We start from the raw sequence: 24,718 nt of genomic DNA, 5'->3' as shown, positions 1-24,718 counted from the left end.
GTAACGGGTTCCAGGCTTCCGGGAGAAAGACTATCGCGGTTCATTTGAAGGGACGCCAGCGTCCGGACAGCCGCTGTGCGATCTCCTGCCATTGAAACAGGGGACCCTGCGCGGTATCCTTTCGTTTGCCGAACGTATATCCGATGAACACTACCAGTGCAAAGAACAGCATATCCCAAAAACCGCTAATCAGATAAATCAATCCGAGAAAGACACCGAAGGCAACTCCGGTAATTCTACCCCCGTGACTTTCCCATACTTCTCTCCAGGACATAAGGGAAACTCACCTCTATTCCACTCGACTTTTGAAGCTTGGTGCCTGTGTGAGGTTAGCAATGTATACAGACACATCTGCAACCGGAATTCCGGTTGTCTCCTGTACGAAATCATGCACCTGACGCTGTACATCCGTAGTAAGCAGCGGAAGTGAATGCTCGCCATCAACAACCGCCCGGATCATAATCTCAAGGCCAGCCTGTGAGACACGGATGCGCGATTTCAGGTCACGGATGCCCTTCACTTTGCCTGCGGCCTTCAGACTCAGGTTCTCAATGGTCTCCATCGAGATCTGAATATCCCCGTACTCCGTGCGCTGATCCACAGACGGCAGGGATGCGCGGTCGCGGCGCAGAGAGATGTAGAAGAAGCGGATACTCAGCAGGAACAGAATGACCGCCACCGAGATCGCAGCGATATAGACCGCTGGTTCGTCCGAAATCTCATACTTGTCCGGGATGACGCCGCTTAAGAGGAGGATGGCAGTTACAGATAGTATTCCAATGCTTAAGCTGTACAGAAACAGCAGAAGCCTGTCCAGAATTTTGGCCACGAGTCTCACAACCTCCTTAAATTAAGGTAAACCCTCGACGCACTGTCGGGGGTTTATGGAAGAACTGAACCCTTACTTCACGCGGATAACCGCATCCGTGTCCTCGCTCTTGTCAATGCTTGTATTGCTTTTGAACTGCACATCATGAATATGCACGTTCACTTCCACAACGGTAAGACCGGTCATGGTTTCGATGGAGCGCTTAACATTGCGCTGAATTTCAGCAGCCACTTCCGGAAGACGGTACCCGTATTCGATAATTACGGACACATCCACCGCAGCCTCGCGTTGTCCAACCTCAACCTTAACCCCTTTGGACAGGTTCTTGCGTCCGAGAAGCTCCACGATTCCGCCGGCGAAACCGCCGCTCATTCCGGCCACACCTTTCACCTCAACGGTTGCCAAACCGGCGATAACCTCGATCACCTCTGGAGCGATCTGGATTTCACCGATTTCCGTACGTTCAAATTCTGTCGGCAATGTACTCATTTGGACTTCACACCTTTCCAGCAAAAAAGTTGTAGGGGGCACTTCAAGCGCTCAGTACGCCTCTTATTAAACATACTATATCATTTGACGAACTTTATGACAAACCATGAGAAGCCGTCCTAAACTTCATACTCCTCAAGAAACTTGATATCGAAGTTCCCGTCCAAAAACACCGGATGCTCCAGCAGTCTCTGGTGGAATGAAATGGTGGTATGTATGCCCTCCACCGCAAATTCAGCCAGTGCACGCTTCATCTTGGCAACCGCCTCATCCCGGGTAGGTGCCCAGACGATCAGCTTGGCAATCATGGAGTCATAAAAAGGTGAAATGGTATAGCCCGGGTACGCTGCGCTGTCCACCCGTACGCCGAGTCCGCCCGGAGGCAGATAGAAGCCGATTTTGCCGGGAGACGGCATGAAATTACGTTCAGGGTCCTCCGCATTGATCCGGCACTCGATCGACCACCCGTTGATGACAATATCCTGTTGGGTGAAGGAGAGCGCGTTACCTTCTGCCACAGAGATCATTTCCTTGATCAGATCTACTCCGGTAACCATTTCGGTCACGGGATGCTCCACCTGGATACGGGTATTCATCTCCATGAAATAGAACTGGCCGTCAGGTCCCAGCAGGAATTCCAGGGTGCCCGCCCCTGAATAATTAACTGCAAGCGCGGCACGTACAGCCGCTTGGCCCATCGCCTCACGGGTCTCCGGTGTCAGGATGGAGCAAGGCGCTTCCTCCACCAGCTTCTGGCGGCGGCGCTGCACAGAGCAGTCACGTTCACCCAGATGGACTACGTTGCCGTGATTGTCGGCGATGATCTGAATCTCCACATGCTTCATGCCGGTCAGGAATTTCTCCAGGTAGACCCCGGCATTGCCGAAGGCCTTCTGCGCTTCCTGCTGGGCTGCGGTAATCTGCTTCACCAGCGATTCTTCATCCTCGGCAATGCGGATGCCCTTGCCTCCGCCGCCTGCGGTAGCCTTGACGATGATCGGATACCCGATATCCCGGCCCAGCATCACCGCTTCTTCTATGTCGCCGACAAGCCCGTCGGAGCCCGGAATAATCGGAACCCCCGCCTGCTTCATCGTCTCCTTGGCTACGGCCTTGTCGCCCATCCGCGTAATCGCATCCGGTGACGGGCCGATGAAGGTAATGTTACAGGATTCACAGATCTCGGCGAAATCCGCATTCTCGGCCAGGAAGCCATAGCCGGGATGAATAGCATCGCATTCCGTCAGCGTGGCAACGCTCATAATATTGGTAAAGTTCAAATAGCTGTCCTTGGCGGGCATCGGTCCGATGCAGTACGCCTCATCTGCAAGCCGGACATGCAAAGAATCGCGGTCCGGCTCCGAATAGACAGCCACGGTGGCAATACCCAGCTCGCGGCAGGCCCGGATAATGCGGACCGCAATCTCGCCGCGGTTGGCAATCAACACTTTTTGAATGTTCATGCGTTTCCTCCCAAAGTTTAGCGAAGCTTGCAAGCTCCTCCTCATTCTCGCGGCAATTATTCCGCTCTCACCAGAAACAGCGGCTGGCCGTACTCCACCAGTTGGCCGTTCTCAACCAGGACAGAGACAATCTCGCCCTTCACTTCGGCCTCCAGCTCATTCATCAGCTTCATCGCTTCAATGATGCAGACCGTGGATTTCTCATTCACCCGGTCTCCGACATTGACAAAGGCAGGCGTCTCCGGTGAAGCCGCACTGTAGAAGGTTCCGACCATCGGCGAGACGATTTTATGTAATGCGCCTTCAGCGGAGGTTGCGGGCTGCTGCGCCGCAGCAGGAACTTCACTAACAGCCGGAGGGGCAATAATCTGCGGACTTTGCGGCTGCGGGGCTGGCGTAAAGGGGTAGGTATAAGGAGCCGCCTGAATTACTGTTCCTTCAGCTTCAGAGCGATCCGGTTTACGGATAGCCAGCTTCATACCTTCGCTTTCAATCTCCAGCTCGTGCACGGAGGAAGTCTGGTCCAGCAATTGAATCAATTCCTTAATCTCGCTTAACTTGAACATTGGGTAGTTCACTCCTTCAGCTTTCTCTCGAAGCCATTTTGGGGACGCTGGCTGAGACGGGTACGATATCCGTTCTGACAAGCATACCCGTAAGGCGGGTCTGCTCTGTAATTCTCTTGAATCGCTACCTTGTGTAACCGCTGCCTGCGTAATCTTCTTTTTTCTATACATCGATAACTTTATGTATTATATCACAAACGCTAGAAATGGAAAGAGCCTGGGACGCGCCCGGGCTCTTTCGGCATTTTATTCTATTTTCCCTGATTATATTCAGCCGGCTTACTGCTCCGAGACGTATTGGACCTTAATCTTGTCCTGGGTAACGCTCAATTCCTTCATTACAAAGTCTACGATGCCTACCGCCTGCTTCACATCCAGCTTATCGCTGAGCACCACGATCGTGTAGGCGTCACCGGCTTCTTCCTTCACAATGGCTTCGCCATATTTTTGTTGGAGCTTCTCTTCAATCCCGGTGATTTTGGATTCCTTCTCTTCCAGCTTGCTGAGCTGCTCCTGGGCTGCCGCATTCTCGGCAGGTGTCTTATCCATATTGTTAATCAGCGCCAGCAGATCATTATGATCCTTCAGGTTCTTCTGCTCGCGTTCGTACAGGTAGTTCGTGAACAGGCTAGTGGCCGATACGCTCTGCGAAGCCACTTCATCCAGAATTGCCTCGTCGTCCTTCGCCGGAGTCTTGTCTGCAGCGGCTGACGTATCTTTGCTGTCTTTGGTGTCTTTGCTGTCCTTGGTGTCCTTAGTATCCTTATTTTCCTTGGTATCCTTGCTGCCAGCCGTATCCTTGCCTTTATCAGCCGTAGTCGTAGCCGCCTTATCTGTTGCAGCAGTTGTATCCTTGGCAGTGTTGCTGCTGTCAGCAACCACACTGCTGTCATCTATCACGGACGGAGTCGTGCTGTCCTCAGTTGCTACTGTGGATGCCGCTTCATCCTTAGCGGTCTTGCTGCTGTCATCCACGGTTCCTACTGCAACCCCTTTATCCGTGCTGACCTCTTTGATGACAAGTCCGCTGTTCAGCGTAGTGGCGGTTCCGCCGCCCGTGCCGTCTTTTATAGTGTCCACCTGGATGCTGCCTGCGGTTTCTTTGGGGATGGGAGCCCCCGTGTCTTCCGTGAACAGATAATATGCAGAGAGCACTACCATCAAACTGAGCATAGAAACCAGCCAAATCGTTTGTCTTTTGCCCTTCATTGTCTATACCTCCTATAATTTTGTTGCCAGCCTTCTTGTCGTCTCTGAGTCGTGTGTATCGTACAAGCCTCTTCTGTTAAAGCATATGCCGGGGTTGCCGGAGACATGCCTATTCCTGCTTGCGCGGGACAACAGAAATCCGGTAGACCGGTACGTTAAGCCCCTTTTCAACCGCCTGCTCAATCAGACTGCGCACGACCTTGTTCTCTGCCCCTTTGGCGACCACCAGCACTCCCCGTACCTGGGGTTTCACCCGTTTGGTGATAATTGGAGCCTCGTTCCCTGACTGGCTGTAAGTGACGATCTGGCCGTCCCTGGTGTACTGGGTGGTATGGCGTTTACCTCCGCTGGCATCCGTTTCTTCACTTTGCTGCTGCGAGTCGTTCATATTGCGCTGCACGATAATCTCCTCTGTGGAATCTACAGTGACCATGATATCCACAGTGCCGACCCCCACAATTTTCTCCAGAATCTCCTTGGTGCGGTTCTCCATCGCCAGTTCGATGCTGTCAAAAGAATTCGTGCTCCCGGCCTCCTGCTGCAGCACTGTCTGCGAGTTCCCGCTGTCCGGCGGTTCACGGCCCGTGTTCTCGTTGTCCAGCTTCTTCACATTCACGAAGGAGTTGAACAGCATGATCGCAACACCCAGCAGGCCGATAATGATCAGCCAGCGGAAGGTGTGGCTGCGCTTCGGGCTGCCGCTGCCGCCTCCGGCCCACTGTTCCAGCTTTTTCAGCCAATTGCCCATTGATTTCCCTCCTTCAACCTATGATTTCACGGTACCGCCCCCGCTGCTCTGCACCTTGATCAGAGCGGGGTCCAGGTTCCAGTTCTGCTCCAGCAGCTTGATAATGGTGCCGGCTTCCTCCGTCACTGTCTCCTGTGGTCCATCCGTTCCGCTCCCGGAAGAGGAGGATGACGCCGGAGCCGAATCCCCCGAGGAGGACGCTTGTGATTCCCCCTCCCCGCCGCTATCCTCCAGGCTGACCTGAACCGGCTCCACAGGGGTAATCTGTATCGGCCCGGCTGACGGTGGGGCTGCAGTACCCCTGCCCGGGACAGCGCCTCCAGAGGCACTCTGCTCCGGCGGAAGAGCTACCGTGACCGAGGAAATCTGCGGCACCTCCTCGCCCAGCGGCGCATTTGGATTCGGGCCCATGGCCAGGGCCACCGTCACCTTCACCCCGCCGAGCCCCGTGCTCCCGGCAATCTGGTCGCGCATCTGGCCGGCGATTTCCCCGGCAGCCAGCTTCAGGCTCTGGTCCTGCGCTCCGGCGGCGAGCATCCGCCCGTCCGCCAGAATCTTGTCCAGTGAATCCGGTGCGCCGCCCGTTCCGCCCTTCAGCCCCCCGCTTCTCTCCTGCTGCTGCATCGCCACGGTCAGCTCTTTGCTGGCATCGCCCTTCAGCAGAGAGATGATCGGGCTGAGCATTGTCAGCAGGACCAGCAGGCTGAGGACCAGCCTCGCATAGCGTTCCATGGATTTGCTGGGCAGCAGCATCTCCACGAATGCAGCCATCAGCACGACGAGAATCAGCTCATGGAGCCAACTGCTGAGCCAGGACATGGCGCACCTCCTTATCATTTCGTTCTAACGCATCATCACGGTCACATTGCCCGCAGTCAGCATAATAGTTACCGCCAGGAAGAACATCAGCGAGACGGCGGCCAGTGCTGCGAAGACATAAATCATACTTTTGCCGATCGTCTGCAGGCAGGTCACGATCGGTGTCTCGCCCAGCGGCTGCATAACGGCGGCGGCCAGATTATAGATCAGGGCGAGAATCAGAATTTTGATTGCCGGGAACGCACACAGGAAGAGGATAATGATCACTCCCGACAGCCCGATGGCGTTCTTCACCAGCAGCGAGGCCGAGATGACCGTGTCCGTGGCATCCGCGAACATTTTGCCGATCACCGGCACGAAATTCCCTGTGATATATTTGGCCGCGCGTATGGTCACTCCGTCTGTAACCGAGCTGGTAATCCCCCTGACGGAGATCACGCCGAGAAACACCGTCAGCAGCACCCCGAGCAGCCCGGCCCCGATATTGCGCAGCAGGTTGGCCAGATGGGTCAGCTTGTATTTCTCCGACATGGCGCTCACCAGATGCAGCACCGCCGAGAAGAACAGCAGCGGGAAGACCAGCGTATGAATCAACGTGCCTACGGTATGGATCATGAATACAATCAGCGGATGGGTCACCGACACCGTGACGATATTGCCCATCGAGGCCAGCAGCGCGAACAGCAGCGGAATCATGGCCATCATGAAGTCGATCATCCGGTCGATGGCATCCTTGGCATAGCCGATAGCGACATTGAAGCTGTTAACGGCGATGACCAGCACCACCATGTAGCAGAGCATATAAGCGATTTTACTGACGGATTTCCGTTCAAAAGCAGTCTGCAGCGTCTCCAAAATCATGCTCAGCACACTGATCATCACAATCGTGACCAGCAGCTTGCCGTTGTAAAGCACCTCATGCCACATGAAGTTCATCAGGCCGGACAATACGCTTTTGAAGCTTAAGCCCTTATCTCCCGGCAGCAGCATATCCATTAAGGAAGGCGTCCGGCCTTCCGGGAAAAATCCCCCGTAATCCTTCATTAACTGATCCCAGTAAGACTCCACTTTGTCCTTCGGCAGATGCTCTACCTGCCCCTTCACCCACTGGTCAACGGGAGACGTAGGGCCTCCGCTGCCGGCTGCAGCCGGGGATGAAGGAACCGGAGCCGTACTTGGAGCATCTGCAACACTTGCAGAACTTGCGGCGCTTGCCGTGCTTCCACACAGCAGAAGCAGCTGGAGGACCAGCAGCAGGGCTGGCAGAAGCAGGAGCGCTTTTACCCCTTTTGGCGGCCGAAAAAACCTATGCTCCTGCATTCCCCTCACCTCCGCTTTACTCCAACTTGTCCGGCATGTCCGCTGTATCAGGCTGGCAGCAGCTTCATGACCGTTTCAATAATAATGCTGATAATCGGGACAGCCAGCACCATGATCAGCACCTTGCCGGCCAGCTCAATCTTGGAAGCAATCGATTCCTGCCCGGCATCCCTTACAATCTGCGCCCCAAATTCCGCGATATAGGAGATGCCGATGATTTTGAACACGGTTTTGATATGGATCATTTCCATCCCGGAGGATTCCGCGACCCGCTCCAGCGTACCGAGAATTGTTCCGATCTTGCCGATCAGGAACAGGAAAATCAGAATGCCGGCCGCCGTAGTCAGCAGGAAGGCGAATACCGGCTTTTGCTCCTTCAGGACGAGGATCAGGACCGTCGCCAAGATGCCAATTCCCACAATCTGAATGATTTCCATAACTTCAGCCTACTGAAAAAGAAAAATCGTTTTGATTTCCTGCAGCAGCCCATCCAGCATCCGGATGACCATGAAGAGGACGATGATAAAGCCGACAATCGTTACCCAGTGGGCGATATCCTCTTTACCCATCTGCTTAAGCACCGTGTGGATCATGGCGATAATGATGCCGATGCCGGCAATCTGAAAGATCGCGTTGACTTCAATATTCATTCCTGGCACCTCGCTAAAAGATCAAAATGACGATCAATGCTCCAAGCAGCAGCCCCAGGCTTTTGCTCACCTTCTCATACTTGCCCTGATCTTCTCTGGCCGCTGTCTCCTCCTGCTTCAATTGTTGTAAAGCCAGTGCAATATGTGTGCTCTGATTCGGCCTGTCACTGGTTCCAAGCGTGCAGCTGAGCTGCCGGATGATCTCCTTCTCCGTGCCCCGCAGCGATGCGCTGCTCCAGTGGGCTTCCATCGCCCGCCGGATGGCCTCTTCCGCACTGTAGTTATGCGGCGGATTCATCTCATCCGCCGCCGTAAGGAAGAAGGCCCGCAGCGGCTCCTTCGTCTGCAGCCCGATCCGGCGCAGCGCCTCCGGCAGCGGCGTGTAACCGTACTGGATCTCGGTCTCCAGCCGCTGGAGCGCTGCAATCAGGGCCCGGATATGCCTTGGCCGGTCGGCATACTGGGCCGCCCGCTTGAAGCCGGCCAGTGTTCCGGCCAGCACGATCAGTACCGCGCCAAGCAGCTTAAGCATGGCGGTCACCCCCTGACACCGGCTGCTCCTCCGGCGAGACCAGCAGCAGCCCGCGCTTCTGGGCATCCAGAATGCGGAAGGACAAGCCGGAGGCCCCGCGGTGCAGAATCACATACCGCTCGAACATCCGGTGCTCCAGCAGTCCGCCGAGCCCCGGCCGCCGGGCCAGCTCGGACACTTCCTTGCCGTGCGCGGAGGCGACCACCGAGATCCCGGCGTGCAGCGCCTCGGTCACCGCCTCCGCATCCTCCACGCGTCCAATTTCATCGGCAATCAGCACATCGGGCGACAGCGAGCGGATCATCATCATCATGCCCTCCGCCTTGGGACAGCCGTCCAGAATGTCCGTGCGCGGCCCGACATCGAAGGCGGGAATTCCCCGGCGGCTGCCTGCGATCTCGGAGCGTTCGTCCACGATGCCGACCTTCAGCCCCGGCCGGTTGCCCTCCCGGCCGCCGCTTGTACCCGCCGACAGCTGCCTGGCCAGATCGCGCAGCAGTGTGGTCTTGCCATGCTGCGGCGGTGACAGGATCAGCGTATGCATGACCCGCTGCCGCCCCCGGTCCAGCAGATAAGGCAGCACGCTGTCGGCGATGCCGTGCACCTCACGGGCAATCCGCACGTTGAAGCCGGTAATATCGCGCAGATGCTCCACACCGCCCCCGCTCAGTACCGTCCGGCCGCAGAGGCCGATCCGGTGTCCGCCGGGAATAGTGATGAAGCCCTTGCGCAGCTCCTCTTCCATCGTATAGAGCGAATGATTGCTGATGAGGTCCAGCAGCCGGTGCGTATCCTCCCGGTCCGGCCGGTAAGCCTCGGCGGGAAGCTGGGTCAGAGTGCCGTCGGCGCCGATGAAATGATATTTGCCGGAATAGTTAATCTCCAGCGGCCGTCCCTCACGGACACGAATCTCCTCCACCTTGTCCAGGAGCGCAGCGGGGAGGCCGCCGAGCAGCGCTCTTACTTTTTCGGGAAACAACAGAAGCCAGTCATATGCCATACCAGGTACCCCCAAGCTGTACTCTACTAAATTAGCTTTATTCCATATTTATGCTTGTACTTGTGCATTATGCCTAGCATCTATCATTTCTTCAGAATCCCGAATAAGAGAATAGCCACCCCGCAGCCAATCCAGCCCAGCTTCCCCCAGGACAGTTGCTCTGCCATCCCTGTAAGGCCGACAGCCGTGGTCAGAATGAGGATTGTAGGGCCGACGAGCGCCAATCCCGAATTGACAGCCAGCGCCTTATCCACCTGATTCAGCTTCAGCATAATTATGGCCGCCGCAATCTCCACACTGCCGGACAGCAGCCGCAGGCCGGACATCCAGCTTACATACTTGTCCAAAAATCTCATCTCCTTCGTTCAAATCTATGGATCGTACACATTCCCTGCACACAAACAAGCTGTTATCCATGGATATGCGGAAAGGGGCGACTTTAGACAAGAAGAAATGGGGATACTAGCGGAGATTTCAGGAGGTGTGAAAGAAATCATAGTGCAGCCCTATATAAAAAAATATCATCGGTATGATAAAATTAATTTTGCCATTTAAAAGATAACTAACAAAGAAGGGGATCACAGTCATGCAGGTTCGTAATTTCGTAGTACCGCTTGTATCAGGAACGATAGCCAGACAGGTAAAAGAGGTTGCTATTATTATATTTTCAGCCTTCCTGGTCGCAGCCGGGCTCCGCCTGTTCCTGATTCCGCACCAGCTGCTCAGCGGCGGTGTAGCGGGGACAGCTTCGATCATCGGGTATTTAACCCATCCTAAGTATATTTCGCTGTATTATTTCGCCATCAATCTGCCGATCCTGATCTGGGGCTTCGTAGCCGTGGGCAAAAAATACATCTGCTATAGCATGCTGTCCGTTCTGTCCACCACCTGGTTCCTGACCGTTATCCCTGTAGTGAAGCTTACCAAGGACCCGATTCTGGCCAGTATCTTCGGCGGGGTAATTATTGCGGGAGGGGTGGGCTTCTCGCTGCGGGCGGGCGGTTCTTCCGGGGGCTTCGACATTCTCGGCTCCATTATTACCCGTAAGCGGGATATTCCCATGGGCACCGTGCTGTTCGTCATGGATGGTCTGGTCATCTTAAGTCTCGGCTTCTTCAAAAGCTGGGATTCCGCGCTATACGCCATGCTCTGTATCTTCGTCAAAAGCCGGGTGGTTGATATGATCCACATCCGCCATGTCAAGCTGACCTGCTTCATTGTCACCAAGGAGCGCGAGAAAATGCTGAACCGGCTGACCAGCCTGCCGCACGGCATCACCGTTGTGAACGCGGAGGGCGGGTACAGTCACGAGGGCAATACGATGCTGATGACCGTAACCACCCGTTATGAGCTGGCAGATCTGCGCAAGACGATTCTGGAGACTGATCCGAAATCCTTCGTTAACGTGCTGGAGACCGTAGAAATTATGGGCAGGTTCCGGCGGCTGAGCTAGTGAATGCAAAAGAAGAGTGCTGTTCTCCGCTTCGGCGGGGAACAGCACTCTTCTGTAATTACGATACCTTCCGGCAGGCTTAGCGGCGGTCCTGCGGACCTCCCACGAAGGCTTGCTCTTCTGTATCCAGGTTATAAGCGGTATGCAGCGCCTGAATAATCTGCTGCAGGTTGCCGGATTCAATCACACACGATACCTTGATCTCGGAGGTGCTGACCATCTTGATGCTCACGCCTTCATTCGAGATGACCTCGAACATCTTGGCGGCAACCCCCGGGTGGCTGACCATCCCGGCGCCGACAATCGACACCTTGACCAGACTGTCCTCAGAGGTCACTTCACGGTAAGGCAATACGCTGTGCAGCCCCTCGATGACCTCCTTGGCCTTCACCAGATCGCCAAGCGCTACAGTGAAGGAGAAATCTGCAGTCTCGTTCTGCACCCCGCTCTGCACGATAATATCAACATCCACGCCCTCATCGGCCAGCTTGCCGAATACCTGCGCAAGTACCCCCGGTACATCAGGAACTCCCAGAATACTGATCCGGGCCACATTCTTGTCATAGGCAATTCCGCTTACCACTACACCCTGCTCCATGCTTGCTTCCTCCTTCACCACAGTACCTTCATTATGGTTAAAGCTTGATCTTACGACCAGCTTCACTTGATATCGTTTGGCATATTCCACAGCACGCGGATGCAGCACGGCTGCCCCGAGATTCGCCAGCTCCAGCATCTCGTCATAGGAGATTTCCTTCAGCTTGCGCGCCGTCTTCACAATACGCGGGTCAGTCGAGTAGATCCCGTCGACGTCAGTGTAGATCTCGCAGACATCCGCTTTAATCGCTGCAGCCAGCGCAACCGCCGTCGTATCCGAGCCTCCGCGGCCCAGCGTGGTGATCTCGCCATCCAGCGTCATGCCCTGGAAGCCGGCTACAATTACAATCTGCTCACGCTCCAGCGACTCCAGCACCCGGCGTGGAACAATCTCACTGATCCGTGCCCGGCCGTGGGTCTCATCGGTACGGAACCCGGCCTGCCAGCCTGTATAGGATACGGCATTCCGGCCGATTCCGTGAAGCGCAATCGACAGAAGCGCAACGGAGATCTGCTCTCCGGTAGTCATCAGCATATCCATCTCGCGTGCGGGGGGCTGACCGTTCAGCTGTTTCGCCTGATCGATCAGATCATCTGTGGTATCTCCCATAGCGGAGACCACCACAACGCAGCGATGTCCTTCATCCTGCTTGGCTGCGATCCGCCCGGCGACCCGCTTCATGCGTTCAACATCGCCGACGGAGCTGCCCCCGAATTTCATGACATAAAGTGACAAAGTTCCATTCACTCCCTATTTCGCTCTAAAGTAGCTTGAATTTTGGTTAACGCTTTAACACAGTATAATACGAAAATCATAACATGCGTTAATGGTTTCACAAAATAATATGCCCATTTTTGATGAACCCGGCCTTAATCTCCAGCCCGCCACGGCCTGCTCAGGCTTCATTCTGGTGCACTAATGCTCCTCATTCACTCATCCAGCCCGCTTCGGCCCATTTCTGGTGCACTAGTGCTCCTCATTCAGTCATCCAGCCTACTTTGGCCCAATTCTGGTGCACTAGTGCTCCTCATTACTCTCCTTCACTCCACATTCAGCCCCACCTGAGACGTACGTCTGAGGGATTTATCCCTTTAATTCCTAGTGTGCCATCCGCTTCTTACCAATCTGAGGGATTTATCCCTTTGATTTTACCCGTCCTGTCCACTTTTAGCTTAATCTAAGGGATTAATACCTTTAATCCCCCCGTTTAGCTAACCTCCCGCTAAATCAGAGGGATTTATCCCTTTCATCCGCTTTTCCCATCACTTCTTCCCTCTCGGCCAGCCTGCCACACAAGTGGAAACGGCTTTGCCGTTCTTTTGAAGGACGGTTCCGTTTCAGCAGGAAATAGAAGGAGTTCCCTTATATTTGCAAAAAGACCTCCGCCGCATCAAGCGGGGAGGCCCTCAAAGTTACATTTGGAATCCAAAAAGACTCCTACGCGCGGGAGATATATTTACCTTCGCGGGTATCGACCAGGAGAACGTCTCCTTCGTTGATGAACAGCGGTACCTGAACCGTATGACCGGTCTCCAGAACAGCAGCTTTGGTTGCGCCTTGAGCCGTGTTACCCTTCACGCCCGGTTCGGTCTCGGTAACCTTCAGCTCTACGCTGGTCGGCAGGTTGATCCCGAGGATTTCGCCCTGGTAGCTGACGATATTTACGGTCATGTTCTCTCTAAGGAAGTTAAGCTCCCATTCGAGCTGCTTGGCTGTCAATTCGAACTGGTCGTAAGTCTCGTTGTCCATGAACACATGCTCGGAGCCGCTTGCATACAGGTACTGTACGCCACGGTTCTCGATGATGGCGCGGCCAATCGTTTCGCCTGCACGGAAGGTACGCTCAACCGTATTGCCGTTACGCAGGTTCTTCAGCTTGGAGCGGACGAAGGCTGCGCCTTTACCCGGCTTCACGTGCTGGAAATCTAGGACGGTGAAGATGTCCCCTTCTACTTCTACGGTCAGGCCTGTCTTAAAATCGTTAACTGAAATCACAAAAAATCCCTCCTGGAATCCATAAATGAACTGAATGATAGTGTCTTACAGTACCAAATAATCCTTCGATGAATGTGTCAGCAGCGTGATGCCGCTCTCGGTAATGACAATATCATCTTCAATCCGTACGCCGCCAAGGCCCGAGAGATAGATTCCCGGCTCCACAGTAACAACCATCCCCGGCTGGATGACTTCATCCGCCAGCTTGGATAACCGCGGCCATTCATGTACTTCCATCCCGAGACCATGGCCTGTGCTGTGGCCGAAGTATTCACCGTACCCGTAACGGGTGATGATATCCCGGGCCAGAGCATCACATTCACGGCCGGTCATGCCGGGCTTGATATGCGCCAGCGTATGAAGCTGCGCTTCAAGCACAATATCGTAGATCTCCTTCAGCTTAGGGTCCGGTGAACCCAGAGCAATCGTACGGGTCACATCGGAGCAGTAACCGTCCAGGAGCGCGCCGAAATCGAAGGTGACGAATTCGTTGTTCCCGATAACCTTGCTGCTCGCTACTCCATGCGGCATAGCTGAACGCTCACCGGAAGCGACGATCGTATCGAATGAAGACGAAGTTGCACCATGCGTACGCATGTAAAACTCCATTTCCAGATCAACGTCGCGTTCCGTCATGCCCGGCTTGATCACATTCAGGATATGACTGAACGTGGCGTCTGCCAGATCGGCAGCCCGCTGCATAACAGCCAGCTCTTCCTCGTCCTTGAACATACGCAGGTTCTCAACAGCCTTCGATACCGGTACCATAGCTGCCGGGGCAAGAGCCTCCGCATAAGCGGTGTACGCACTGAAGGTCACATCATCCTGCTCGAAGCCGACGCGGACTTGTCCGCCCTTCGGCAGCAGTTCCCGCACGGTGTCAATGAATTTGGAGTCATGCTGTACCACCTTGAGGCCATTCACCTGTTCCGAGGCCTGTGTCATATACCGGAAATCAGTCAGCAGATAACTGTCATCACCGGTAACCAGTACATACCCGGAGGAGCCGGTGAACCCGCTCAAATAGCGGCGGTTATATCCGCTGGTAATTAACATCGCATCCAGTCCCAGTTCCTGCAGAACCTTACGCAGCTTGGAGACGCGCTTGTTGCCCATTTTCATTCTCCTCTCGAAATAGCCACATTGTATTTTACCATAGCGGCAGGCCAACTGAGAAGTTTTTTCGAAGGGCCTAAGCCAGCTTCGTCTGCTGTTCGCGTTTGCGTTCATCCGTATACTCGATTGCCGCCGTATATCCGATGAATAATCCCCAGAGCAGGAACAGGCAGAATTCGCTGATGACCGTGTTCCACGGCAGCTTGAACGGAGGCTGGAGCAGGAATAAGCGCGAGCAGGCAAGGAACAGGACCGACCACCACAGCACCCCGTATATCATCCCAGGCCAAGGGCCGTTAAGCTTCCGGAAAATAAACACGTAGATCAGGGAAGCCAATACGGAGAGTACAATGAAGCATAAATAACCGAGCAGCTGTCCGGCAGGGGTCAACAGAAATTCATGCTTGAAAAAAGGCTCCGCCAAAAAACCCGGAATGACCTTGGTAAAGTGCAGAACATACATCAGCCAGTGCAATCCCCCCCAGATTAAACCGGCGAAATAACCTAGTTCAATGGAGAAATAAAAAGGATTCGTCTGAACGTTTTTGGGCTTGCTGGAAGAACTCATAGAGCCGCCTCTCTTTCGGTATGGGGTTAATCCGGTTTCCACTCCGCTCTCTATGCCTAGTATGTACAACTGACGGCAATCCAACTAGTAATGTGTTTAAAAATTAGTTACAATGTATTATATAAATCATATCAATATACGGGAAGGTGAATTGGTTGTCCCAGGAAACTCCCAGTTACGGCGGCCAAGCCGTCATCGAAGGCGTCATGTTCGGCGGCAAGCATGTCAACGTAACAGCAGTAAGACGAAAGAATCAGGAGATTACATTTTTGGAGGTGCCGAAGAGCGATAAGAGCTGGGTCCTTAAACTGCGCAAGATTCCGCTGCTTCGCGGCATTGTCAGTATTATAGATTCCAGCGCCAAAGGCTCGAAGCATCTGAACTATTCGGCAGAATCTTATGCCGAGGACGAGACGGAGCCGGAAGAGCTTGCCAAGCAGCAGGCGAAGGGTAAGGACAAGAAGAAGGACGAAGGCTGGAGCCTCGGAATGATCTTTGGTGTAGCTGTAATGGGGATTTTGTCTTTCCTGTTCGGCAAGCTGATTTTTACGCTGGTCCCGGTATTCGTAGAAGATTTTTTGTTCAAGAATGTATTTGACAACTATATTCTGCACAACCTTGTGGAAGGCGGCATTAAGCTGGTTCTCCTGCTCGTCTATCTCTGGGCGATCTCCCAGACGCCAGTGATCAAGCGGCTCTTCCAGTATCACGGAGCTGAGCATAAGGTCATCAGCGCCTTCGAAGCCGGTGAAGAGCTGACCGTAGCGAACGTACAGAAATACAGCCGTCTGCATTACCGCTGCGGAAGCAGCTTCATGATGCTGACGATTATCCTCGGTGTAATTATCTACTCAGTCGTCCCGTGGGATTCCCTGATGGAACGGGTGCTGCAGCGTATCGTTCTTTTGCCGGTGGTCATTGGAATCTCGTTCGAGGTACTGAAGGGCACGAATGCGGTAAGAGATATTCCCGGCCTCAAGTATCTGGGGTACCCGGGCCTGTGGCTGCAGCTGTTGACTACCAAGGAGCCTAAGGACGATATGGTAGAGGTGTCGATCGCTTCCTTCAACCGGATGCGGGAGCTGGACGCTGCAATTGAAGCAAAAGGATATTCGGAGGCAAGTGTGTCAGGCGGCATTTTGGATCCTGCGAAAGGATGATTAGCCCATGATCAGACATGCTTTGATATTTTGGATTACAACAGCTCTTGCCGTATGGGGCCTGGTGGTAGATATTATGGCACGCGGCCTGATGGCCCTGTCCATCTTCATCTTACCCCTGATTCTGCTGGGACTGTTGTATTACGCCTACAAGGTAGCCCCCGGAAGAATGGGCGGCGGACCCGGCCGTCCGCGCACCAAGGTTAAGCCTTCAGCCAAGACGATGTCCAAGGTTGCCGGCATCCGCAAGACCACTGGTTCACCCGGTAAGCGCAAAAGCTATCCCTTCCAGGTCATCGAAGGCAGTAAGGGTAAGAATGACGATCAGTTGCCCAAATATCACTGAATACTGAATGTTAACGAAGTAGAGCTGCAAAAGGCACCCCCACGTGATCAAATCACGAGCGGGATGCCTTTTTTTGTTTTTGGGGCCCCCGCAAAGCACCTGACTCATCTTCTAAGCTAAAGCCGCACTTTGTGGGGTTATTTTGTTACCGCCTTGAACCTGCGGGATCAAGGGCTTCCCTCCGGGTGCAGGACGGCGGTGCCGGACGATAGTTAGCGAAGAACTCTTCTCCGGCAGCGATGCCCGCCGTATACAAGGCGTCCGTCTGTGCCTGTGTGATATGAAACTCGGTGGTGGAGATACCCAGCGTAGGGATTTTAACCGTACGAACGAATTTATCCGTCTCAATATAGCGTTCATCATGCGCGGAGAGCATCGTCTCCACCATTGCCTCCAGCATGCTGAACGGCCCCGTAATATGATGCGGCTGCGGAGCCGTCTTCCCGATCAGCTGATAGCCGATCGTTGGTGTCCTGCGCTGCGGTGAGAGGAAGCCGTCCTTCTTCTCATCGAACAGCCAGAGCGGGAAATTACTTAGCACTCCCCCGTCCACCATATAGACCAGCTGCCCGCTGAATGATTTCCCCCGGGCCGCCTCACCGGCCAGCCGCAGGATCACCGGATCGAAGAAATACGGAATGCTGCAGCTCATCCGCACCGCCTTGGCAACTTCGAAGCGCTCAGGCTCGATCCCGTACAGCACCAGATCATCAGGCAGCACCACAATCCGCCCGTTGGTAATGTCCGATGTAATCACCCGCAGCTTGCCGCACGGCAAATCCCGGAACGTAACTATCCCCTGCTCCAGCAGCAAGCCGCGTATCCACGATTCCAGCGCCTGACCTGAGTACAGTCCTTTCTTGAGCAGCACACGCAAGGCCGGCCCAACAAAGGCGGTGTTGTAGAGTGCTCCCCGCTTCAGAAAAGAGGTGAACGGTGTTCGCCGGATAATCCGGCTCATGGTCTCCCCGCTGTACCCCGCTGCCAGCAGCGAGGCAATGATCGAACCGGATGAGGTTCCTGCTACCCGCCCGAAGGTGCGTCCCGCGCGTTCCGTCGCCTCCACCGCACCTGCCAGGGCAATTCCTTTGACTCCCCCGCCTTCAAATACTGCGTTAATCTCCATACATGACAAACCCCCGTTCCATAGAATGTATTGTTATCTATGAGCACGGGGGACTATTCATGACTTAACTCTTGAAATAGAAGCTGAGCAGACTGGCCAGCCCGTACGGGTCACGAACCACAATATCATTCGCCCGGAACAGGATGCTGCCTGATACCTCATCGTATTTCTCATTATATTTGAGCTGGTTGATAATCTGATCTCCGCTCTGCCATTCCGCTGTCTGCTTGGTATCCCCAACCTTGTAGGAAGCCAGGCCGATATACAGCTTAACCTTCGTTCCCTTAACCTCATTCACCCACCAGTCCACCAGCTTATCATAACGGGCGGCGCTGAAGGAGAGACTCCAGTAGACCTGCGGGGCTACATAATCGATCCAGCCGTTCTGAATCCAGGTGCGCACATCCGCATACATATCATCGTAGGCTGACACCCCTGCTGTAGTATCTGAGCCGGTGCTGTCCGCTTTTTTGTTGCGCCATACCCCGAACGGGCTGACTCCGTAAGAGACGGACGGCTTCACTGCATGAATCTCCTGCCCCAGCTGACGGATGAACTGGTTGATATTATCCCGCCGCCAGTTGCCTTTGCTGGTAATCCCTTGTGTATTGTAGGTCTTGAAGGCTGTGTCATCGGCAAAAGCTACATTGGACGGATAGAAGTAATCATCCAGATGCACCCCGTCGATATCGTACCCTCTGACTACCTCCATCACCGTGTCAATGATATGCTGCCGCGCTTCCGGAATCCCCGGATTGATGTACAGCTTGTTCTCCGCCTTAACAATCCAGTCCGGATGAAGCTTAGCGACATGGTTAGGGGCTAGACTGCTGGTAGAAGCATCGGTTGTAGCCCGGAACGGATTGAACCAGGCGTGCAGCTGCATTCCCCGGCTGTGGGCACTGTTAACCATATAGGCCAGCGGATCATAGCCAGGCTCCTTACCCTGAGTCCCGCTAAGCACCTTGGACCAGGGCACGATCTGTGAAGGATAGAGCGCATCACCGGAAGGTCTGACCTGGACGAATACACTATTGAATCCGGCCGCCTTCAGCTTGTCCAGCAGGCTGTCGAACTCCTTCTTCTGCTTGTCCGGATTGCCTGCCGAAGACGTTGAGGGCCAATCCAGATTATACACGGTAGATACCCAGGCACCCTTCATCGCCTTCCCGGTCTTGACACCAGGAATGGAAGGTACGGTTGGTGACGGCACCGTTGGGATAGGCACAGATGGCGTAGGTACCGTTGGTGTAGGCACTGACGGAACGGTCGGCGTCACAGGTGTAGAAGGCCCGCCGATCTCCATGCCGGAATATAAGGAAATATGCTTCGTAGCCTGATCCCAGACTACCTGAAGCCCAAGCTGCTCGCTTACAAAGCGAAGCGGTACCATCACCCGCCCCTGCGAGATCTGCACAGAAGTATCCAGACGGACGGCAGCACCGTTAACGATTGCGCTTGTTTTGCCGCTGGTCAGCTGCAGTACATTATTATCCTTGCTGATGGTTGCTGTCTTACTGGCCTGATCCCATTTCACACCGGCACCCAGTCCCTGGCTAATCACTCCGGCCGGCACCATCGTAACGTTAGTACGTGTAATATAAGGCGGCACATCCGGGTTCAGCGTCTCCCCATCCAGTTCAATGGTGATTTGCACAGAAGCTGCCTTGACCTTCGGCGTCCACACCGGAAGACACAATATAAGCACAAGTAATGCCATAATCCATTTACGGTAATTCATAATTCCTCCCAGATTGTAAAAATATATTTATGTACAAAAACAGCCCTCTCATCCTCTGTTCAGGGAGAAGGCCGTTCTTTTGTAAACGGAAGCCTTCCTTAGGTGAAAAAGGAACGGTACCCGTTTTGACGTAAAAAAACTGGAAAGGTTGCGCTAATCAAACAAAAAAAGCCACGTTTATGAATCGCTGGCTATCTCATGGTGAATATCGTACAAGGTTTGCACACGCGCTTCATCCCGGCGGAAATATTCCACCAGCGTTTCGATCCGGGTGATGGAATCCCAGCTCAAGTGATGCTCAATGCCTTCAACATCCTTATAAATATGCTCTTGCTGTACCCCAATAATCCCGAGGAACTCCTCCAGCAGCTGATGGCGGTCCACAAGACGTTTCCCCACTTTTTTTCCTTTGCTTGTTAGGACAAGCCCACGATATTTCTCATAGATGAGATATTCGTCCTTATCCAGTTTTTGGATCATCTTGGTCACAGAGGAGGGATGGACCTCCAGCCCCTCGGCAATATCCGAGACCCGCGCATAACCCTTCTCGTCGATGAGCTTGTATATGCGCTCCAAATAATCCTCCATGCTGGGTGTTGGCATTCTAGCTTACCTCTTTTCTATAATGAGCGTAACGGTGGGACCGGGCCTTGCTCTAACAATGATACATGCTTCTGCCGCTCCTTGGCAAGTCCTGCCGGTCATCCGCTTCCCCGCTTAGTGATGTTTACCATGATTCCATTCGCCTGCGGATTGGCACAATAACGTTATCCTCATCCCTAAGGAGCGTGAAATCATGAGCTTAATCACACCCGAACGCCCTCCTGCCAAAAGAATACGCAAGCCCACCGGCCTCTTCATCCCGGAACTGGTGTTCTTTGAACCTGATGCGCTGAATTATCCCAAAGGGGAGCGGATTATGGAGTGGGTCAAGTCCCGCAATATTCCCTACCGCATGACCACCTCGCATAACCGGATCACCAATCTGCCGGGCGAGACGGAAGTCGAGCAATACAAAATCGCCAAACGGACGCTTGTGGTCGGCTTGCGCAAGACGCTTACTTTTGACCAGTCGAAGCCGTCTGCCGATTATGCAATTCCTATTGCCACCGGGTGCATGGGCCACTGCCATTATTGTTACCTGCAGACCACGCTGGGTGCGAAGCCCTACATCCGTGTCTATGTCAACACCGGGGACATCATCGATGCAGCCAAAAAATATATCACCGAGCGCTCCCCGGAAATTACGACATTCGAAGCAGCCTGTACCTCAGACCCGCTTGGCCTTGAGCATATTACCGGCTCGCTGACGGAGCTGATCGAATTCATGGCGGAAGAGCCGCTCGGGCGGCTGCGCTTCGTGACCAAATACCAGCATGTCGAGCCGCTGCTGAAGCTGAAGCATAACGGCCATACCCGTGTTCGCTTCAGCGTGAACGCAGATTATGTGATTAAGAACTTTGAGCCAGCCACCTCACGTTTCGAGGAACGGATTGAGGCCGCCGGACAGATCGCCCGTTCCGGGTATCCGCTGGGCTTCATCATTGCCCCTATTATCTGGCATGACGGCTGGGAAGAAGGCTACAGCGAGCTGCTGGAGAAGCTGGCGCATGCGCTGCCGCCGGGAATTGGCAAGGGGCTGACCTTTGAGATGATCCAGCACCGCTTCACTAAGACGGCCAAGACCGTGATCGAGAAGCGTTATCCGAAGTCGAAGCTGGAGATGGATATTGAGAAACGCAAGAAGAAATGGGGGAAATGGGGACAGAACAAATATGTCTACCCGGACGAACAGCAAACCGCCCTGCGCGAATTCATCACAGAGCGGATTTTTGAACAATTTCCGGAAGCGGGGATTGATTATTTCACTTAAGTTTCTCTTAGAAAATCAGCCAGCGCGGCGTGATGCCCTGCAGCCAAATCGTAATGCGGAACATCTGGTCGGTGAACAGCAGAATGCCCATGAATACCATCAGCCCGCCGCCCAGCTTCATCAGCAGGTTGGAGTATTTCAGGATCTTGCGCGCCCCGCCCAGGAAAAAGGCCAGTCCGAAGAACGGCAGGGCAAAGCCGATACTGTATGCCGTAATCATTGTAAACCATGTTCCGGGATCACTGGCCGATAACGCAATAATAGCAGTTAGAATGGGACCTATGCAGGGCGACCAGCCTGCCGAGAATCCGATGCCGAAAATGAAGGAGCCGAGGTACCCGGCAGGCTTCCATCGCAGCTCCAGCTTGCGTTCCCGGAGCAGAAACTGCGGTTGGAATATCCCCAGCAGAAAGAGCCCCATGACAATGATTAAGATTGCCGACAACTGACGGATCAAATCCCGCTGGCCATTGAAGAATTCACCGAACAAGCCAGCTCCAAAACCAAGCGTATAGAACACTGCCGAGAAGCCCAATATGAACGCCAGCGTATGCGAGAGGGTCCGGAGACGGACCTCTTTGCTGTTGCTGCCGCTCTTCAGCTCCTGGACCGATAAGCCGGTAATATAAGATAGATAAGAGGGATAGAGCGGCAGACAGCAAGGCGATATGAATGACGCCACTCCGGCGGCAAAAGCGATTCCTGCATTCAGGTTGGACACGGGCGCATCTCCTTCCATAGTCGGGGTCACTCGGGTCACTTCATGTAGCAACAGTACAGATACAGTTATGTAGTTGGTGCAAAGGGCGGCCGGTTGTACGCTTAATTTTTAGGCTGGCAGCCCTTTTTTGCCGATGAGGGTTAGAGTCAATAGTGCAATTAACAGCAGAACAATCGTTGCTCCCGGAGCCAGATTCCATACTCCAGCAATGACCAGTCCGGAAGTGACAGCAATCTCGGCAATCGCCACCGACAGAATAACTGAAGACTTGAAGCTCCGGGACAGCAGCAGACTAATGGCTACAGGAATGGTCAACAGCGCAGAGACCAGCAGCGAGCCGACAATCTTGATCGCCGTACTGATCACCAGAGCCGTTAACACCGTAATCAGCATATTGAGCAGCTTCACCGGAAGTCCGCTGACACTAGCCGCATCCTCCTCGAAGCTGAGCAGGAAGAATTCCTTGAAGAATAAGGTTACGACGACTACAACCGCAATCGTTACGATTCCCACCACGACAAGATCCGTTGTATTGAGCGTATAGATGCTGCCGAACAAATAGCTCATTACATCTGCATTATACCCTTTGCCCAGGGTGAAAAATAGTGAGGCCAGCGCTACACCGCCCGACATGATGATCGCAATGGACAGCTCAGCGTAGCTTTTGTAGGCTTTGCGCAGCTTCTCAATGGCAAATGAGGCCACGACCGCAAAGATCAGCCCCGCCCCCAGCGGATAAAAGCCGGTCAGAAAACCCAGCGCTACCCCGGCAATCGTAACATGCGCCAGTGTATCTCCAATCATCGATAACCGCCGCAGCACCAGAAAAACGCCGATTAGCGGCGCCGTAATGCCAATCATCAGCCCGCCGGCCAGCGCCCGCTGGAAAAAATCACTAAACAGGATTTCCAAGATGAATGTCTCCTACCTTTCAAATATAAACCTTTCATGCGAAAAGCTTTATCAAACCCTTTATCAAACCCTTTTCGAGATCCCTCCCAAACCCTCCCTTCCCGAAGGGAGGGCCCCAAGGGCTCTGCCCTCTGGACACCCTCTAAGTGCAACTGGCGTGGGAGGACCGATTTTCGCTGCTTAGGGACGTTTGCGGAAGGATCGCTTTGCCTCCCTTCGGGATACGCTTCACTGGAAATGGGATTTAGTTACGTTACAAGATTAAGATCAAGAGATTAAGATCAAAAGATCAAGAGATTAAGGTCAAGAGATTAAGATCAAAAAACTAAGGGATCGTCCTATGTTGTACAATGGACGATTCGAAAACTGACTAGTAGCTCATCAGATCTAAATGTTTGAGAAATACTTTAACTAATGGCTTGCTGAGGGTTTACCTCGCCCTGATGAAGGTGCACGGGGTAGGCTTAGTTGTAATTTGTACAACTAAATCGCCGGATGTGCCGACAAATCTCCGTTTAGTTGTATTTCCTGCATTTAAAATGCCTCTAGTTCTGGATTTTCGCCCATCCGGGCAAATTTAGTTGTACAGACTACAATTAGACGAGGATGTCCACCCGTTTCACTGTTTTTAGTTGTACAGAATACACTTATCGTCCAATGTTATACAATGGGTGCTCCAAATGATTGACGACAGTTATCAGGACAACGTATGCTGTAAATTATCGACTTCACAGTTCTGCGCCTCATGCGAGTGGCGGCAATAGAAGTTGATTTTACCATTCTTCTGGACCGGCTCGCTGCCCAGGTAGTTCTTCATCATGTCGATATCATGCGAGACCATCAGGAAGGTCATATGGTGATGAGCATGCATGTGCATGATCAGCTCGAAGAATCCGGCCTGGGTCTCGGCATCAATGCCGACGGTAGGCTCATCCAGAATCAGCAGATCCGGGTGGTTGATCAGCGCGCGTGCCAGGAATACACGCTGCTGCTGGCCGCCGGACAGCTGGCCGACTCTTTTCTCCGCAATATCCTGAATCCGCATGACTTCCAGGGCATCCTCACACTGCCGGTGCTGGGCCTTCGAGACCCGCCGGATCAGGTTCTTGTTGTTGTACAGGCCGGACAATACGACCTCACGGACCGTTGCCGGGAACAACGGGTTGAACGCATTCTTCTGCGGCACATAACCGATACGCTCCCAGTCTTTGAACTTCCTTACCGGCTGGCCGAACAGCCGGATCTCACCGCTTGAAGCAGGCAACAGGCCGACAATCATCTTAAGCAGTGTCGTCTTGCCGGCACCGTTAGAACCGAGGATACCGAGGAAATCACGTTCTTTTACCGTATAATTCAAGTTCGAAATGACCTTCTGTTCCCCGTAGGAGAAGGACAAATCCTGTATTTCGATCATATGCTGATGGCAGTCCAGGGATACCGGTTGCATGTGAAGTACCGCCTTTCACTTATACTTTCCTTACTTA

General features: G+C 53.6%; 28 protein-coding genes. 4 read left to right on the top strand and 24 right to left on the bottom strand.

Translation table 11 applies throughout. The features are described from left to right. Window positions 1–40 precede the first annotated feature (40 nt). The 14 genes from MKX63_RS15515 to MKX63_RS15450 form a co-directional block, all read right to left on the bottom strand. Window positions 41–274 (bottom strand): DUF2273 domain-containing protein, encoded by a 234-nt coding sequence (locus MKX63_RS15515; RefSeq protein WP_341018129.1) that lies wholly within the window; start codon window positions 272–274, stop codon window positions 41–43. A gap of 15 nt (window positions 275–289) precedes the next feature. Further along, a complete protein-coding gene (amaP, locus tag MKX63_RS15510; RefSeq protein WP_341018127.1) occupies window positions 290–829 on the bottom strand; it encodes an alkaline shock response membrane anchor protein AmaP in 540 nt (179 codons plus the stop codon). Window positions 830–901: 72 nt separating this feature from the next. Next, window positions 902–1,318 carry an Asp23/Gls24 family envelope stress response protein gene (locus MKX63_RS15505; protein WP_036698392.1) on the bottom strand — a complete coding sequence of 139 codons (417 nt, stop codon included), beginning with the start codon at window positions 1,316–1,318 and terminating at the stop codon, window positions 902–904. Window positions 1,319–1,437: 119 nt separating this feature from the next. After that, complete coding sequence (gene accC / locus MKX63_RS15500) at window positions 1,438–2,781, bottom strand: acetyl-CoA carboxylase biotin carboxylase subunit (protein ID WP_341018126.1); 1,344 nt, start codon at window positions 2,779–2,781, stop codon at window positions 1,438–1,440. A gap of 56 nt (window positions 2,782–2,837) precedes the next feature. Then, window positions 2,838–3,347 (bottom strand): acetyl-CoA carboxylase biotin carboxyl carrier protein, encoded by a 510-nt coding sequence (gene accB / locus MKX63_RS15495; protein ID WP_341018124.1) that lies wholly within the window; start codon window positions 3,345–3,347, stop codon window positions 2,838–2,840. Between the two features lie 279 nt (window positions 3,348–3,626). Continuing rightward, on the bottom strand, window positions 3,627–4,556 hold the full coding sequence (locus tag MKX63_RS15490; RefSeq protein WP_341018122.1) for a SpoIIIAH-like family protein: 930 nt from the start codon (window positions 4,554–4,556) through the stop codon (window positions 3,627–3,629). A 109-nt stretch (window positions 4,557–4,665) separates the two neighbouring features. Continuing rightward, the gene (gene spoIIIAG, locus MKX63_RS15485; RefSeq protein ID WP_341018121.1) at window positions 4,666–5,304 is read right to left on the bottom strand and encodes a stage III sporulation protein AG; all 639 of its coding nucleotides are present in this window, start codon (window positions 5,302–5,304) and stop codon (window positions 4,666–4,668) included. Window positions 5,305–5,322: 18 nt separating this feature from the next. After that, window positions 5,323–6,123, bottom strand: coding sequence for a stage III sporulation protein AF (spoIIIAF, locus tag MKX63_RS15480; RefSeq protein ID WP_341018119.1), 801 nt, complete (start codon window positions 6,121–6,123; stop codon window positions 5,323–5,325). A 24-nt stretch (window positions 6,124–6,147) separates the two neighbouring features. Then, window positions 6,148–7,443: a stage III sporulation protein AE gene (gene spoIIIAE / locus MKX63_RS15475; protein ID WP_341018117.1), complete on the bottom strand. Its 1,296-nt coding sequence runs from the start codon at window positions 7,441–7,443 to the stop codon at window positions 6,148–6,150. 47 nt (window positions 7,444–7,490) lie between these two features. Further along, a complete protein-coding gene (gene spoIIIAD / locus MKX63_RS15470) occupies window positions 7,491–7,880 on the bottom strand; it encodes a stage III sporulation protein AD (protein WP_036698407.1) in 390 nt (129 codons plus the stop codon). Between the two features lie 9 nt (window positions 7,881–7,889). Next, window positions 7,890–8,093: a stage III sporulation protein AC gene (gene spoIIIAC / locus MKX63_RS15465; protein ID WP_020426549.1), complete on the bottom strand. Its 204-nt coding sequence runs from the start codon at window positions 8,091–8,093 to the stop codon at window positions 7,890–7,892. Window positions 8,094–8,106: 13 nt separating this feature from the next. Further along, a complete protein-coding gene (gene spoIIIAB / locus MKX63_RS15460; protein ID WP_341018116.1) occupies window positions 8,107–8,625 on the bottom strand; it encodes a stage III sporulation protein SpoIIIAB in 519 nt (172 codons plus the stop codon). After that, window positions 8,618–9,625 carry a stage III sporulation protein AA gene (gene spoIIIAA, locus MKX63_RS15455; RefSeq protein WP_341018115.1) on the bottom strand — a complete coding sequence of 336 codons (1,008 nt, stop codon included), beginning with the start codon at window positions 9,623–9,625 and terminating at the stop codon, window positions 8,618–8,620. Before spoIIIAA ends, spoIIIAB begins: the two co-directional genes overlap by 8 nt. Before the next feature lie 83 nt (window positions 9,626–9,708). Further along, on the bottom strand, window positions 9,709–9,981 hold the full coding sequence (locus tag MKX63_RS15450) for a YqhV family protein (RefSeq protein ID WP_341018113.1): 273 nt from the start codon (window positions 9,979–9,981) through the stop codon (window positions 9,709–9,711). Window positions 9,982–10,211: 230 nt separating this feature from the next. Between MKX63_RS15450 and MKX63_RS15445 the strand changes: the two genes are divergently transcribed. After that, window positions 10,212–11,078 (top strand): YitT family protein, encoded by an 867-nt coding sequence (locus MKX63_RS15445; protein ID WP_341018112.1) that lies wholly within the window; start codon window positions 10,212–10,214, stop codon window positions 11,076–11,078. Window positions 11,079–11,157: 79 nt separating this feature from the next. Here MKX63_RS15445 and MKX63_RS15440 read toward each other — a convergent pair whose 3' ends face one another. From MKX63_RS15440 to MKX63_RS15425, 4 genes are all read right to left on the bottom strand, one after another. Next, window positions 11,158–12,411, bottom strand: a complete 1,254-nt coding sequence (locus tag MKX63_RS15440) for an aspartate kinase (protein ID WP_341018110.1) — start codon at window positions 12,409–12,411, stop codon at window positions 11,158–11,160. Between the two features lie 702 nt (window positions 12,412–13,113). Beyond that, window positions 13,114–13,671, bottom strand: a complete 558-nt coding sequence (gene efp, locus MKX63_RS15435; protein ID WP_036731916.1) for an elongation factor P — start codon at window positions 13,669–13,671, stop codon at window positions 13,114–13,116. A gap of 45 nt (window positions 13,672–13,716) precedes the next feature. Beyond that, complete coding sequence (locus MKX63_RS15430; RefSeq protein ID WP_036731914.1) at window positions 13,717–14,787, bottom strand: M24 family metallopeptidase; 1,071 nt, start codon at window positions 14,785–14,787, stop codon at window positions 13,717–13,719. A 76-nt stretch (window positions 14,788–14,863) separates the two neighbouring features. Continuing rightward, a complete protein-coding gene (locus tag MKX63_RS15425) occupies window positions 14,864–15,355 on the bottom strand; it encodes a YqhR family membrane protein (protein WP_341018108.1) in 492 nt (163 codons plus the stop codon). 206 nt (window positions 15,356–15,561) lie between these two features. Here MKX63_RS15425 and MKX63_RS15420 point away from each other — a divergent pair, with 206 nt between their 5' ends. Further along, entirely contained in the window at window positions 15,562–16,515 is a 954-nt protein-coding gene (locus MKX63_RS15420) for a DUF1385 domain-containing protein (RefSeq protein WP_445321880.1), read from the top strand. 7 nt (window positions 16,516–16,522) lie between these two features. After that, a complete protein-coding gene (locus MKX63_RS15415; protein WP_341018104.1) occupies window positions 16,523–16,861 on the top strand; it encodes a hypothetical protein in 339 nt (112 codons plus the stop codon). A 145-nt stretch (window positions 16,862–17,006) separates the two neighbouring features. Here MKX63_RS15415 and MKX63_RS15410 read toward each other — a convergent pair whose 3' ends face one another. The 3 genes from MKX63_RS15410 to mntR form a co-directional block, all read right to left on the bottom strand. Then, window positions 17,007–17,987, bottom strand: coding sequence for a patatin-like phospholipase family protein (locus tag MKX63_RS15410; protein WP_341018102.1), 981 nt, complete (start codon window positions 17,985–17,987; stop codon window positions 17,007–17,009). Between the two features lie 64 nt (window positions 17,988–18,051). Further along, window positions 18,052–19,728: a family 10 glycosylhydrolase gene (locus MKX63_RS15405; RefSeq protein WP_341018101.1), complete on the bottom strand. Its 1,677-nt coding sequence runs from the start codon at window positions 19,726–19,728 to the stop codon at window positions 18,052–18,054. 177 nt (window positions 19,729–19,905) lie between these two features. Then, window positions 19,906–20,331, bottom strand: coding sequence for a transcriptional regulator MntR (mntR, locus tag MKX63_RS15400; RefSeq protein ID WP_036698430.1), 426 nt, complete (start codon window positions 20,329–20,331; stop codon window positions 19,906–19,908). A gap of 193 nt (window positions 20,332–20,524) precedes the next feature. On the opposite strand from mntR, the gene splB reads away from it, so the two are divergent. Next, window positions 20,525–21,601 carry a spore photoproduct lyase gene (gene splB / locus MKX63_RS15395; protein WP_341018099.1) on the top strand — a complete coding sequence of 359 codons (1,077 nt, stop codon included), beginning with the start codon at window positions 20,525–20,527 and terminating at the stop codon, window positions 21,599–21,601. A 7-nt stretch (window positions 21,602–21,608) separates the two neighbouring features. On the opposite strand, the gene MKX63_RS15390 is transcribed toward splB, so the two are convergent. The 3 genes from MKX63_RS15390 to MKX63_RS15380 all read right to left on the bottom strand — a co-directional run bounded on the left by MKX63_RS15390 (window position 21,609) and on the right by MKX63_RS15380 (window position 24,681). Continuing rightward, window positions 21,609–22,340: a cytochrome c biogenesis CcdA family protein gene (locus MKX63_RS15390; RefSeq protein ID WP_445321831.1), complete on the bottom strand. Its 732-nt coding sequence runs from the start codon at window positions 22,338–22,340 to the stop codon at window positions 21,609–21,611. Between the two features lie 90 nt (window positions 22,341–22,430). Beyond that, entirely contained in the window at window positions 22,431–23,234 is an 804-nt protein-coding gene (locus MKX63_RS15385) for a metal ABC transporter permease (protein ID WP_341018096.1), read from the bottom strand. 697 nt (window positions 23,235–23,931) lie between these two features. Beyond that, a complete protein-coding gene (locus tag MKX63_RS15380) occupies window positions 23,932–24,681 on the bottom strand; it encodes a metal ABC transporter ATP-binding protein (protein WP_341018095.1) in 750 nt (249 codons plus the stop codon). Between the last annotated feature and the right edge of the window lie 37 nt (window positions 24,682–24,718).

This window comes from Paenibacillus sp. FSL R7-0179, from assembly GCF_038002265.1.
GTDB lineage: Bacteria > Bacillota > Bacilli > Paenibacillales > Paenibacillaceae > Paenibacillus_AQ.
The sequence above is the reverse complement of the archived record's forward strand: the minus strand, read 5'-3'. Positions and strand labels throughout refer to the sequence as shown.